Annotated in this window: 15 protein-coding genes and 1 pseudogene; 7 read left to right on the forward strand and 9 right to left on the reverse strand. The window is 51.3% G+C overall.

The features are described 5' to 3' along the window. The coding region (locus tag J1785_RS10525; protein ID WP_238483174.1) for an SDR family oxidoreductase at positions 1–1,107 on the forward strand (1,107 nt) is incomplete at its 5' end. An 88-nt stretch (positions 1,108–1,195) separates the two neighbouring features. Here the strand turns inward: J1785_RS10525 and J1785_RS10530 are convergent. The 3 genes from J1785_RS10530 to J1785_RS10540 all read right to left on the reverse strand — a co-directional run bounded on the left by J1785_RS10530 (position 1,196) and on the right by J1785_RS10540 (position 3,352). Then, positions 1,196–1,819 carry a glutathione S-transferase family protein gene (locus tag J1785_RS10530; protein ID WP_217219376.1) on the reverse strand — a complete coding sequence of 208 codons (624 nt, stop codon included), beginning with the start codon at positions 1,817–1,819 and terminating at the stop codon, positions 1,196–1,198. A gap of 35 nt (positions 1,820–1,854) precedes the next feature. Further along, positions 1,855–2,388, reverse strand: a complete 534-nt coding sequence (locus tag J1785_RS10535; protein WP_129954789.1) for a GNAT family N-acetyltransferase — start codon at positions 2,386–2,388, stop codon at positions 1,855–1,857. 85 nt (positions 2,389–2,473) lie between these two features. Beyond that, positions 2,474–3,352, reverse strand: a complete 879-nt coding sequence (locus J1785_RS10540) for an AraC family transcriptional regulator (RefSeq protein WP_165383761.1) — start codon at positions 3,350–3,352, stop codon at positions 2,474–2,476. Positions 3,353–3,540: 188 nt separating this feature from the next. Between J1785_RS10540 and J1785_RS10545 the strand changes: the two genes are divergently transcribed. The 4 genes and pseudogenes from J1785_RS10545 to J1785_RS10560 all read left to right on the forward strand — a co-directional run bounded on the left by J1785_RS10545 (position 3,541) and on the right by J1785_RS10560 (position 6,196). After that, positions 3,541–4,446, forward strand: a complete 906-nt coding sequence (locus J1785_RS10545) for a DMT family transporter (RefSeq protein WP_217219377.1) — start codon at positions 3,541–3,543, stop codon at positions 4,444–4,446. A 494-nt stretch (positions 4,447–4,940) separates the two neighbouring features. Further along, positions 4,941–5,231 (forward strand): annotated as a pseudogene (locus tag J1785_RS10550) (Hcp family type VI secretion system effector); the annotation flags it as partial. Positions 5,232–5,554: 323 nt separating this feature from the next. Then, the gene (locus J1785_RS10555) at positions 5,555–5,719 is read left to right on the forward strand and encodes a hypothetical protein (RefSeq protein ID WP_217219378.1); all 165 of its coding nucleotides are present in this window, start codon (positions 5,555–5,557) and stop codon (positions 5,717–5,719) included. Positions 5,720–5,815: 96 nt separating this feature from the next. Next, positions 5,816–6,196, forward strand: coding sequence for a tautomerase family protein (locus tag J1785_RS10560; protein ID WP_129954795.1), 381 nt, complete (start codon positions 5,816–5,818; stop codon positions 6,194–6,196). 21 nt (positions 6,197–6,217) lie between these two features. Here the strand turns inward: J1785_RS10560 and J1785_RS10565 are convergent, their stop codons facing one another. The 3 genes from J1785_RS10565 to J1785_RS10575 form a co-directional block, all read right to left on the reverse strand. Continuing rightward, positions 6,218–6,562, reverse strand: coding sequence for a type II toxin-antitoxin system PemK/MazF family toxin (locus tag J1785_RS10565; RefSeq protein WP_217219379.1), 345 nt, complete (start codon positions 6,560–6,562; stop codon positions 6,218–6,220). After that, on the reverse strand, positions 6,562–6,816 hold the full coding sequence (locus J1785_RS10570; protein ID WP_238483175.1) for an AbrB/MazE/SpoVT family DNA-binding domain-containing protein: 255 nt from the start codon (positions 6,814–6,816) through the stop codon (positions 6,562–6,564). The genes J1785_RS10565 and J1785_RS10570 overlap by 1 nt, the downstream gene beginning before the upstream one ends. Before the next feature lie 116 nt (positions 6,817–6,932). Further along, positions 6,933–7,673, reverse strand: a complete 741-nt coding sequence (locus J1785_RS10575; RefSeq protein WP_217219380.1) for an SDR family oxidoreductase — start codon at positions 7,671–7,673, stop codon at positions 6,933–6,935. A gap of 121 nt (positions 7,674–7,794) precedes the next feature. On the opposite strand from J1785_RS10575, the gene J1785_RS10580 reads away from it, so the two are divergent. Further along, positions 7,795–8,697 carry a LysR family transcriptional regulator gene (locus tag J1785_RS10580; protein WP_129954798.1) on the forward strand — a complete coding sequence of 301 codons (903 nt, stop codon included), beginning with the start codon at positions 7,795–7,797 and terminating at the stop codon, positions 8,695–8,697. A 55-nt stretch (positions 8,698–8,752) separates the two neighbouring features. Next, the gene (locus tag J1785_RS10585) at positions 8,753–9,244 is read left to right on the forward strand and encodes a hypothetical protein (protein WP_129954799.1); all 492 of its coding nucleotides are present in this window, start codon (positions 8,753–8,755) and stop codon (positions 9,242–9,244) included. A gap of 55 nt (positions 9,245–9,299) precedes the next feature. Here the strand turns inward: J1785_RS10585 and J1785_RS10590 are convergent, their stop codons facing one another. From J1785_RS10590 to hpxO, 3 genes are all read right to left on the reverse strand, one after another. Then, positions 9,300–9,839 (reverse strand): hypothetical protein, encoded by a 540-nt coding sequence (locus J1785_RS10590; RefSeq protein WP_217219381.1) that lies wholly within the window; start codon positions 9,837–9,839, stop codon positions 9,300–9,302. A 156-nt stretch (positions 9,840–9,995) separates the two neighbouring features. Then, entirely contained in the window at positions 9,996–11,570 is a 1,575-nt protein-coding gene (locus J1785_RS10595; protein ID WP_217219382.1) for a hypothetical protein, read from the reverse strand. Between the two features lie 131 nt (positions 11,571–11,701). After that, complete coding sequence (gene hpxO, locus J1785_RS10600; protein WP_217219383.1) at positions 11,702–12,859, reverse strand: FAD-dependent urate hydroxylase HpxO; 1,158 nt, start codon at positions 12,857–12,859, stop codon at positions 11,702–11,704. Positions 12,860–13,089: the final 230 nt, after the last annotated feature.

Here is a 13,089-nt window from a genome sequence, read left to right on the forward strand (position 1 = left end):
ATTTTAATAACCGGTGCCACTGGTTTTGTTGGCGGAGCTGTCGTCGAATATTTTCTGCGCCAGCAACTTACCACCAATAATGCATTATTACTCTTAGTCAGGGCTGACGATAAAGCGACGGGACTCGCCAGAATTATTGATAACCTGAAGAAATTTGAATTAAATGATGCCCATTTTTCTGCACTGAATGAGCAATCTATATTGACCGGTGACCTGGCCGAACCGGAAAGTTTTATTCATGACGCACGTTTAGATAATGTCACGCACGTTATTAACTGCGCTGCGATCGCCTCTTTTGGCAATAATCCGGCTATGTGGCGCGTAAATGTCGAAGGTTCACTGACCTTCGCCAAACGCATGGCACAGGTCAAAGGTTTGCAGCGATTTGTGCATGTCGGCACGGCAATGGCATCAATGCCGGATAAAGACAGCGTTTTCTACGAAGGTATGCCGGACAACGAACAGAACGAAGATCTGGTGCAGTACACGGCTTCCAAGCGCGCGATTGAGAATCTCGTCCGCGCCGAATGCCCGTCGCTGCCGTTCGTGGTTGCCCGACCGTCGATTATCGTCGGCCACACTCAGCATGGTTGCCAGCCTTCAAGCAGCATCTTCTGGGTGTTCATGATGGCAATTAAACTGAAGAAATTCACCTGCACGCTCGACGATCAGGTGGATGTCATTCCGGTAGACTATTGCGCGATGGTGCTGGTAAAACTGTGTCTCGCCAAAAGCCTCAGCCATAATTTCTATCATATTTCTTCCGGCGAAGAGATGTGTACACCATTTCATGAAATAGATACTTCGGTGGCAAAAGCCAATAATGCGCCGCGGATTATCAGTGAATATGAACAAATCAGTTATCAGGAATTTACCGGCATCCGTAAACAATTTAAAGATGTACTCGGCCCGTGCAATGATAAAATTATTCTACGCGCAATTAAACTTTACGGTGGCTTTGCGCAGTTAAACGTGAAATTTGATAATTCACGGTTACTGGACATGGGCATTCCAAAACCCGCCGCCTTCAATAGCTATATTGATAAATGTGTTTCCTCAACCCGCGGTCAGTCTATTAGTGAACTGATGCAGGTGGATTTTAAATAAACCCGGCGTCTGTTTGAAATAATAGAAGATGTTTAGATAAAATGACGCAGCCTGGGACATTGCTGCGTCATATTTTTACTACCAGAATTTAAACCAATCCGTTACGACCATACAGGCGAAAGCCTTCGCGCTGATTGAGCCGGTCATAATACGCCGTCACAGCCGGTAACGCCGGGCGCGACATGGGTGTCATCGACCAGCGGTTCACCGACAGCCCGATGGGAATATCCGCCAGCGTAAAATTATCGCCCAGAATATAATCGCCGCTACGCTGAAGTTGTTCTTCGAGCATTTGCATGTGACGGTTCCATTCACTGACACCGGCGTCAATCAGTGCCGGATCCTGATGCTGCGGGCTGTTGCGCGCCAGCGCCGGAAACGCATAACGCCAGGAATTATTCAGTTCACCGGCTTGCCAGTCCATCCACTGCTCGGCCAGGGCACGACGTTTCGGGTCGGATGACAGCAAATCTTCACGTCCTTCACGCGCCGCCAGATACCGGCAAATCACGTTGGATTCCCACAGCACAAACTCGCCATCGATCATCACCGGCACCATCGCATTCGGGTTCAGCGCCTTAAATTCCGCTGTCTGGACAGACTGAAAACCCGAACCATACTGCTCCTGTTCAAAGTCCAGCCCCAGTTCATGACAGGTCCACAACACTTTACGTACATTGATCGACGGTGATTTACCCAGAATCTTTAGCATGGTTGCTCCTGTTAATGTGATGCATGAATAGCCGGTCACGACGGACGAACGAAGATCCGCGTGGCTGAGCCATGATAAGTGGTATCGGTTTGAGCCACGAAACCGCACTTTTCCGCCAGACGAACGGAGGCCTGATGTTCCGGCGCAATAATGCAGCATAGCTGGCGATCGACATGTGCACCGGCCCAGTTCAGCACCGCCTTTGCCGCTTCAAAGGCGTAACCTTTGCCGTGAAATGCCGGCGAAATCACCCACCCCATTTCTGCCATGCCATTGAGCGATGGCGTGATGTCACGCTGATAATCCGCCAGACCCATTTCGCCGACAAACGCACCTTCTGTACCCTGCAATTTTTCGAACACAATCCAGTAACCAAAACCGAGCATCTGCCAGTGACCCGGATAACGCAACAGGCGGCTCCAGCTGGCTTCGCGACCTGACGGTGTACCACCGATATATTTCACGACGGCCGGATTGGCCCATTGCGCGGCAATGTATTCAAAATCATCAATATGATGACCCCGTAAAATCAGGCGTTCGGTTTCGATAACGGGAGCGGAGGTCTGCATGGTTTTTCCTGAATAAGGTGAAGAACCATTACGTTAGCACCGTAATTGCCCAGACAGGAAGAGAGGTTTTAGCAGGAAATAAAAATCAGGTAATAATGCCGCCACGCAGCGCCGTCGGCGTTATGCCGCGCACGGATTTGAAGCGGTTACTGAAATGACTGGCAGAGCTGAAACCGCATTCGAGCGCGATTGTGGTGATGTCCATCCGGCTGGTTTTTAGCAAATTTTCCGCGCGGATCAGGCGGGCATTCATCACGTACTGGTGCGGCGCCATCCCCATGCTTTGTTTAAACATGCGGGCAAAGTGGAATTCGCTGAGTTCTGCCAGCGCGGCAAGCTCCGGCAGTAATAAAGGCTCCGCGAGATGGGTATGAATATAATCTTTCAGGCGGTTGAGAATATGCGGTGCCAGACCGCCGCGTACCGTTGGCAGCGCCCATTGCAGACGGGTGTAATGTTTCACCAGATGCGCCATCAGCAGATTGGCGGCGCTGCTCAGCATCAGCTGATTACTGTTTTCCTGCCACTGACTGCTGAGCAAAAAGTGGCGATATAATAACGTAATTTGCGGATCTTCTTCGAATGTGCGTTCTTCCAGCTCAATCGCTGCCGGGCTGCGATCCCAGGTCTGCTCCACCAGATGCCGCAGATGTTCGTCGGAGCAATACAGATGCACAAACGATAAATCGTCGCGCACATCCCAGCTCGACATACTGCCTTTGGGCATCAGACAAAAACGATCCGGCCCGCCGCCGTTACGCCAGCCACTGCGGGTTTTGTGATAACACTCATAGCCGTCGGCAACGTACAGGCTCAGCGTATGGTGATCGGCGCTTTCCTGATTCACGATGTCATTTTTATTCGACCACGCCGCCAGCTGAATGCCGGAACCCAGCGCCACACTGTCATGCAGAACCGCTTTATGCTGACGCAGCGTTTCGAAAGCCTGATAAACCTTTGTCATGACATGCCCGTGTGGAAGAAAGATAAGGCTCATTTTACGGTTTTTCCCCGCCGCAGAGCCAGATCTTGCTGAGCTGGTGACCGGAAAAATGCGCAAGAATATGCAACTCAGCGCAAATCGCTGAAAGCCAGCCGCCTGCCGTTACCGCAGAATTCCCTCAGTCATTACTTTTCGGGTGAGAGAATTCTATGAATGCACTGCTTTATATTTTGGTGATCCTGATCTGGGGCACCACCTGGTTTGCGATTTATCTGCAACAGGGGGACGTACCGGTGACGGTGTCCGTTTTCTACCGTTTCCTGCTGGCTGCGGTGATCATGCTGCTGGCATTGCTGGCAACACGCCGGTTGCGCCGCCTGACGCTGAAAGATCACCTGTTCTGCGTGGTTCAGGGTTGCTGCGTTTTTTGCTTCAATTTTTACTGCTTCTATCACGCCGCAGCCTACATCACCAGCGGGCTGGAATCGGTGATTTTCTCGATGGCCGTACTGTTTAACGCCTTCAATGGCATGCTGTTTTTCCGCCAGAAACTGGCTCCGGCAGTGATCCCGGCGTCGGTTCTCGGGCTGGCAGGCATTATCACATTGTTCTGGCATGATCTGAGTGCGGCACACATTGCACCGGAACTGCTAAAAGGCATCGGCCTCAGCCTGCTCGGCACCTACGGCTTCTCGCTGGGGAATATGATCAGTTCACGCCATCAGCGTCACGGGCTGGATGTGCTTTCCACAAACACCTACGCAATGTTTTACGGCACGGCAGTCATGGGCGCGCTGAGTCTGGTGCAGGGCGCTTCCTTTGCCATCGACCTGACACCGCAATATCTCGGCTCACTGGTTTATCTTTCCGTGTTTGGTTCGGTACTGGCCTTCGGTATTTACTTCACACTGGTTGGCCGTATCGGTGCCAGTCAGGCGGCCTACAGCACACTGCTGTTCCCGCTGGTCGCGCTGACGGTTTCAACATTTTATGAAGGTTATCAGTGGCACACTAATGCGGTTATCGGGCTGGCGCTGATACTGCTGGGGAATCTGGTGATGTTCTGTCGCCCAGGCTGGCGGGGGATGTTCAGGAGGAAGGCGGCTGCCGCATAGTTTGATATCAGGCCAGCGCATGCGCTGGCAAACTCTTTTATGCGGGCGGTCAGGTTCTTTCCCATAGTCTTTCGGTTAAGGATCCCGCGCCACGCCAACGTCAGAATACTGAAGAAAATAACGCTGATAACGACATTAATTGTAAAAGCGATAATGATTACAACTTCATGTTACAGGCTCAAAAAGTAGATGAGCAGGATTTAAATACTTCTGTTTTTGCGAGGCGCATTCCAACATCTGAACGACTTACTTTATTAATTTAACGGTTACTTAATATCCCCCTGCGGCGTACACAGCACCGAGAAAGAGAACCCTGTAAAGGATGCGCATCCACTTTTTAAAATATTTAATCACTTCCCTATTGAGCGCCAGCATTGACACCCGGCCCTCAATAATAAACTTCTGAAAATTACATTCTTACAACTCAATTAATTGTACGCCGAGACAGTGAGGCATAACGTAACTGCTCACTTTTTAAAAAGGAATTTATCAAAATGGCAATCCCGGCTTACTTATGGCTTAAAGACGACGGCGGCGCACTGATCAAAGGCTCCGTCGACGTGAAAGACCATGAAGGGAGTATTGAGGTTAATGACCTCTCTCATAACCTGAGCCTTCCAACTGATGGGATGACAGGGGTGATTACCGGCACCCGCAGACATTCAGCAGTTCTGCTTCAGAAAGATTTCGATTATTCATCACCCTATCTCTACAAGGCCGTAGCTACCGGACAAACGCTAAAATCAGCAGAATTTAAGTGGGACAACATCAATGATGCAGGGCAATGGAAGAGAAGAAGAGGGTAACTGGCGTGTCCCCCCCTACGGTGACGACCCAAAAGGATCAATTCTGGATAAAGCGTGGTATAGATTTTGCAAAAAGAACGGGTTTTTAAGAAACGCTATGTTTTGGTTCCTGCGCTTTTTGTAGTTTTGATGATCGCATGGGTCATTCACTTTCTTACATTTCCAGTGGGGCATGATTTGTATAAGACGGTTAAAGTGAATAATCTGGTCACCTTGTATGTAACCCAAGCCAGCGCGGGACAATGACGTCATTTTCGTACCACTATTATTTGTATGATGCGACGAAAAGTGAGGCTGATTTTATGGCTCATATTGATGACCAAAGGGCGTTCATGGTCACATCTGACAGCAAGGCAACAGCCACAGCCAACAACGATCATTTATATCTTCGCGTCCGCGGCGATATATACTCATTCGATAACGGAAGTTATAAAGTTATTGTGCATCTGGACGCTGCGCCTTATTAAACTAAACTCAGCGGGGCGTTGGCCCCACTTCAACGATACCTTAACGACCGCATCCTCAGAGATGCACGCCCTACAGAAAATAATGAGGAGAATAAAATGCCTTTTGTACGTATTGATATGGTTGAAGGAAAACCTGAAACCTACCGCAAAACCGTCGGCGAAGTGGTCTATGACGCGCTGCGCTCAGCTCTTAATGCGCCGGAAAACGACAAGTTTATTGTCATCTCCGAGCACTCTCCGGCAGAAATGATGATTTCTCCTGATTATCTGAATATCCAGCGCAGCCCGAACTGCATTGTGATTCAGGTAACGCTCAACGCCGGCCGTACACTGGAAATGAAAAAGGCGTTCTATCACGCCGTAGCTTACGGGCTGCATGAAAAAGTCGGATTACGTCTGGAAGATGTGTTTATCAGCCTGGTCGAAGTGCCGAAAGAAAACTGGTCCTTCGGCAACGGCGAAGCGCAATACGCATGATACGTGGCCTGAAGATTAACTTCAGGCCAGTAAGTTCTCACCGCCAATCAGCGGAATAATCCGGGCAAGTACATCGTTAAACACACCATCTTCGGCAACAGCGATAAACTTAGCCTGCCGGTGCCGCCAGTCCATTGTATGTATCAACGTGGTGGCAACCACATAAGGTGCGCTCAGATTGTTGACCGGCACTTCGGTCGGCGCGCCCCGGATACTGCTGCTCACCGGCATACAAATCACCAGCCCGGTAACCTGATTATAAGTTTCATGAGACAGGATCAGCGCTGGTCGATATTTGCCTATTTCCTTTCCTTTGGTGGGCTCAAAATCCAGCCAGCAAATATCCCCACGCTTTGGTAAATACATTAATAATCAAGCTCCCTGTCAGTCGGTTCTGCCAATTCATCAGCGTGAGCATTATACGCGCTCAGTCCCGATAACAAGCTGGCCTCAGTGACCTTCTGCTTTTCGGCTTTACGAATTTGCAGCCCGTCTTCAGAAATCTCGATATCAACGACATCACCTTCCTCGAATTGTGGAATTGACTTCAAATTCCCTGACAACCGTAACGCGATGCTGTTACCCCATTTCTGTAATGTGGCCTGAGTACGCATGTTCATTTCTCCACCGTTGTATCTACAAAGAGTATACAACCAAAAACCCGTCACAGTATTCCTGGTACGGGTTTTTGCGAGCTGCATTCCGGCTTTTTATTTTCCTGCGTTAAACGGAAGGATTAAATAATCCCGCCATTCACCTTCAGCGTCTGGCCGTTCACCCAGGCACCATCGGGTCCGGCGAGGAAGGCGACCACGGAGGCGATATCCTCCGGCTGACCGAGGCGTTCGAGCGGCGAGGTTTTGGCGATGGTTTCCACCAGTTGTTCGGATTTACCATTGAGGAATAAATCCGTTGCCGTCGGACCGGGCGCCACAGTATTGACGGTTATCTGGCGGCCGCGCATTTCTTTGGTCAGCACGCGGCTCAGCGCCTCGACAGCGGCTTTGGTCGCGGCATACACGCCATAAGTCGGCTGATATAACCCGACAACCGTTGATGAGAAATTGATGATACGTCCGCCGTCGTGCAGATGTTTCGCCGCTTCACGCAGCGTGTTGAAAGTGCCTTTCAGGTTGATATCGATAAGGCGGTCGAATGTTGCATCGTCGGTGTCGGCGATAGCGGAAAGCGTCATAATACCCGCATTATTCACCAGCACATCCACGCCGCCAAACGCCTGTTCCGCGCTGGCAAACATCCGGCTGACCGCCGCCGCGTCGCTGACATCCGCCTGCGCGCTGATGGCTTTTCCGCCTGCCTGTTCAATTTTGCTGACCACCTCGTCGGCTTCTGACGCACCGCGTGAGTAGTTCACAATCACGGTAAAACCGTCGCGCGCCAGACGCTCTGCGATGGCGGCGCCGATACCGCGTGATGCGCCGGTGACCAGCGCGACTTTCGGTTTGGATGAAGTCATGATGCGTTCCCTTTTTTCAGTGATTCGGATCTGTTGTCGGTGAGGAAAGCGTAGCCGATTGACGCTGCCGGATAATTACCCGATATTCGTTATCACTATCCGGAAAAGGTGAACAATTATCATGGATAAACTCGACAGCATGCAATTATTCACCCGCGTGGTGGAGCTGCGCAGTTTTACCCAGGCTGCACAGGCGCTGAACCTGAAACGCTCGACGGTGACCGATGCCATTAAGCAACTGGAGTCGCGGCTGAACATCCGGCTTCTGCAACGCACCACCCGCCACGTCAGCCCGACGCTGGATGGCGAAGCCTATTATCAACGCTGTCTGCGTATCCTGGCGGATGTGGAAGATGCCGAGATGGCCTTTGCCGGTGCGCAGCCAAAAGGGCTGTTGCGGGTGGATGTGCACGGGTCGATGGCGCGGCATTTTCTGCTGCCCGGCCTGCCGGATTTTCTGGCGCAGTATCCCGACATTGAGTTTTACATGAGTGAAGGTGACCGGCTGGTGGATCTGGTGCGGGAAGGCATCGATTGCGTGATCCGCGCCGGAGAGCTGAAAGACAGCGATATGGTGGCGCGGCCGCTTGGTACGTTGCCGGAAATTACCTGCGCCAGTCCGGACTATCTGCAACGTTGTGGAACGCCAGAAACACCTGACGATCTGGCCGGTCACCGGATGATTGGTTTTCGTTCCAGTGCGACCGGCGGGCTGCTGCCGCTGGTTTTTCAGCAGCAAGGCAAAACACGCGAAATCCTGCTGCCAACCAGTTTGTCGGTCAACGGCGCGGAAAGCATGAAAGAAGCCGCACGGCGCGGGATGGGAATTATTCAGGTGCCGCATTACGGTCTGCTGGAGGATCTGGCACAGGGAAGCCTGGTGCAAATTCTGGCGGATTTCCCGGCCGGTTCGCTGCCGGTTTCCCTGCTTTACCCGCGTAACCGCCAGCTTTCGCCCCGTGTGCGGGTGTTTATCGACTGGATGGTGAAAGAGTTTGCGCGGCGTGATTCGCATCTGACATGATAGTTTTTCTGCTCAGAAAGCATGATGTCACAACGTTAACGATTGGGAGAAGCCGATGATCACACCTGCTGTATTGCTGCATATCGGCAGCGAAGAAACGCAAGTTATCGTCCGTAATGATGATAGCGAAGATAAAAGTTTGCTCCTGACACTGGGCTCTCAACTCACCTCCGTCGGCTATTTCCGCCATTCACCGCCGACGCCGGATGAAATGGAAACCGCCATTATGGTGGTCGAAGATGAAGTGACGCGCATCCGGCACGACATTCCACCGGGCGCTAAATTATTCAGCACAGACAACGACATTCGCGTGCTGGCCCGCATTGCCGGTGAGGCGGAAAACGAAGTTATGACGTTGTCGCGGGATGCAGTGGAACGCACGTTTGACCGGCTGGCGCTGGTGATTAATGGCCGTCCTGCGCATTTCGAAGGCATTCCTGACGGCAATGATTTCGCCGCCACGCTGCTGATTTTGCGCGAGTTTATGCATCATCTGCAATTTGATGAAATTGTGGTGAAAGGGACGAAGTTTGAGATATCCAGGTAAGCATTAAAGAGAAAAGAACAGCCCCGGACAGAGCCGCTAATACGTTAGCCCTGGATCAGGATTTATTTTTTCCCTGCCCGTGGATGTCGTAATAATTGAGCACGAATTCGAGATCGAAGGTTTTCGAGTGGAATGTCTGTTTAAGTTTTTCCTGTAAAGGTGCGGGTAAAGCTAAAAACCGACCTTCTGTTTTTATCACAGAGGGATTTGCACCTGGCGAAAGGACAATCAAAGATTCGATCACTGTTTGATAATCTTGCCCGCTATGTGCGCTTTCAGGAAAACTGCCCGCATAGGCAATCATACTCAGCATATATTCATATTCTTGCTGTTTAATACAGGATTTCAGCGATTCATTTTTAAAGTAAATAAGCGCAGTAGATATCGTTTCCCGATCAAAAGGCTTCAGATCTTCTGCGGTGATTTTCGGCTTTTGTTGCTCTTTTTTGTCACATAGCGTGGTTTGCCTGCCCAGGCTGTCCATCGCAGATTGCATTGCCTGCTTTAGTCTTAATGGCTCCGGCGAGATATCCTGACTGGCAAATACGCTCAGAGGAAAAAAGAGTAATAGTGCGGTTAATGGTAAGAGCTTCACATTCATTCCTTAAATGTTTAACGAAGGATTTCCATTATATTTCCTGTCTCCAATTTTTAATTAATAAACATCACATCCCCGATAAATAAATAGCCTCCCTGAAATATTCAGAGAGGCTTATATTTTCCGTTTATTTAATTACGTTACTGCAATGGATTAATGATTTTTTAATACCGCAGGATCCGATTCCATCAGTACCATCCCGCTCAGATCCGGCAATGTCTGATGATCCAGATAATCCCGGAACGACATCCGCGGAGCGTTATTTTCCCAGGCGGATTGCAGCTTGCCGAGCAGGTCAGTAGTTTTCGACGTGATTTCCGGCGTGGTGATGTCGGATTCCAGCGCACCTTTCACATATTTCTGAATATGTGTTGAGTTGGTGGCGGACTGATCCACCGACGCACTCACCAGCGCACCTTTGTGATATTGCACGGACGTCGTGCTTTCTGCCGTGTCATCAATCTGGTAGTAAAGGTAATTCTGCGAGTTACGGTCGCTGGTCAGATTCAGTTTCAGCCCCGGTGTCAGCGACTCATGGTAGCTGGCGACCAGATGTGACTGCTGTTTCTGCGTGATATTGCGATCCTGCGTACTGGTGCCGGTGATGGTGCTGGCCTGCGACACCTGGTAAGAGAATGTATCCGTTTCATCCGGGCGCATCGGATTGGTAGAACTGACCGGCGTCTGCGTCACCGAGGCCGTGAAATCCGCCAGTCCGGTCATCATGTTTTTATCGGTTTTGGTCAGCGAGAAATACACCGGCTCAGAACCCCGGCTTTTATAGGTTGTCGCCGTATCGCCATAATTGCTGTTCAGCGCGGTAAAAGCCTCTTTGAACATGGTCATCAGCGAATCATCAGCATTGCCACGATTACCCGCACTGTTGATCTGTTTGAGATAGCTGTTCAGCGCCTGCTTTTGCTGGTTTTCTGTGCCGAGCAGTGCGCGCTTACTCATGTCGACGCTGATATCCACCGTACCGGCAATACCGGTCGATTTCACTGAGCGGGTATTGGCATCAGCGTGAAAATCCAGCGTCTGAGTATGGGTGGTGCCCAGCGTAGCGTGTAAATCCACCGATGACAGTACCGAGGAATCAAACTTCGTCAGACCGCTCAGATCCAGCTTCGGCGGCTGCGCCGTCAGACCATCAATCGCTTTCTGGAAACCTTCCGCCAGCCCCGCCAGCGCTTTGCGATCGGCATCACTGAGCGTGCCTTTGCTGACATTCACCTGCACGCCAAGACCGTCATCACCACTGCCCAGCGTAATATCCACCCGTGCACCGCTGGCGGTTTTAATACTCAGGTTTATCTGATTATCGGCTTTGGTATGGAGTTGGGACTGGGCAGCCACATTGGCCGCCGCAGTGGCCTGCGAAGCCGAAGTTTGCTTTATTACCGATTGCGAATAACTGCTGCCGTCAGTGGTAAAACGCTCAAGCAGCGCCGCGCCGAGCCCGGCAAAACGCGACGCATTGCCGGCGTTGCTGAAATTCGATGCGAGTTTGGAAGACATCAGGTCGCTGGAAGAGCGTTCCCAGACTAATACCGGTTTGGTAATGGTATAGACCGGCGACGTGGTGTCCGTCTGGCCGATAATCACCGCTGCTGATTGCGCCGTTGAAGCCTGCTGCTGACTGGCGGCGGAGGACACCGCCGTCAGTGATTTTGTCGTCGTAACCAGTGTATTAAGCGCCTGATTACCTGCCGAGGAGATAACTGTCATCCCGATAAGTCCCTATGTTTTGCGCAGTAGCGCCAGTGGATACCCTAATCCTTCTGATGTTATTTTCGGCAAAGACGCAGGGAACTTTAAGGATGTGTAAAAATTTATTTCTTTTAAAAACCTCCCCGGATTTATTCCAGCGGCCCACCCAGAATGGTTTCACACATACCGGAAAGAATGCGCTCGCCGGTTTCACTTTTCAGATCTTCGTACCATTGTTCGGTCACGGCCATTTCTTTGCCGTGAGTGACATCGCAGCGTTTACGCGCTTTCAGCACCAGATCCTTCACGCGACAGGCGCGTTTCTCCTGATAACGCAACAGCGCATCTTCGATGCCTAACGAATTGGTTTGCAACATATTCGCCAGTACGATCGCATCTTCCATTGCCGCACAGCCGCCCTGCCCGATATCCGGCGTGGTGCTGTGGCCGGAGTCGCCGAGCAACGCAATACGGCCTTTGACCAGTTGCATAAAGGGTTCGATGTCGTGGATTTCAACGCGGTTAGTGGTCTCCGGGTTGATCTGACTGATCAGTTTTTGCACCGGTTCTGCCCAGCCCGCAAAGTAACCCTGCAAATCATCGCGCACGGTGGTGCGATCCTGCGGCAAGCCTTTCGGCAGCGGCACGTCAAAGAAAAAGTAGAAACGGTTGCCGCTTATCGGCATCAGTGAAACGCGTTTACCCTCGCCGACAAATGTCGTCCATTGATCGGCAGGCGCAATACTTTCATCGATTTCTACCAGACCGTTCCAGTTGACGTAACCGGCATAGCGGCGCTCCGTCGCATAGCCCAGCACATGCTGGCGGATAATAGAATGGGTGCCGTCGGCCGCAATCAGTAAATCGCCGGTCGCGGAGGTGCCGTCGTCAAACCAGGCGGTGACGCTGTCGTCAGATTCCTCAACATGCGTCACGCGCTTGCCGAACTGCACCTTATCGCGGCCATAGGTATCAAGCAGCATTGATTGCAGTTCAGCACGCGCCACCGGATAGGGTTGTTCGCCAACGCTCTGGATCAGCGGTTCCATACTGAACCGCGTCATAGTCTGCCCCTGCTGATAGTCTTTGTAGGCCATGAAGCGCATATTGCCGCCGAGTTCACGCAGCGCCTCTTTCATGCCGAGATAATTCAGGCATTTGACGCCGTTAGGCCAGATAGAAATCGCCGCGCCTACCGGTTTGATCTCCTTCACCGCCTCGTATACCGCCGTTTCGATACCAAAACGCTTCAGCGCAATCGCCGCACATGCACCGCCAATCCCGCCACCAATCACGATCGCTTTCATATTTTTCTCCCCTGAGTCTCTCTGGAGAAAAGCAATTTCTGTACCACAAAAGCGATTTGCCGCCGGAGCCTTGTATACAATCTTAAGTACAATCCGCCGCAGCCCTGAACGGGGGAAAAATGCGCTAAAACGAGGCGCTGTTTTGACGCAATGGCGGCGCAATGAGCCAGCCTGGTGCGTCGGCAAAAGATTGAGAGCGGTAAAAGCCAGAAAAGCAAAAAGCCCCTTTT

This window comes from Rahnella perminowiae, from assembly GCF_019049755.1.
GTDB classification, from domain to species: Bacteria; Pseudomonadota; Gammaproteobacteria; order Enterobacterales; family Enterobacteriaceae; genus Rahnella; species Rahnella perminowiae.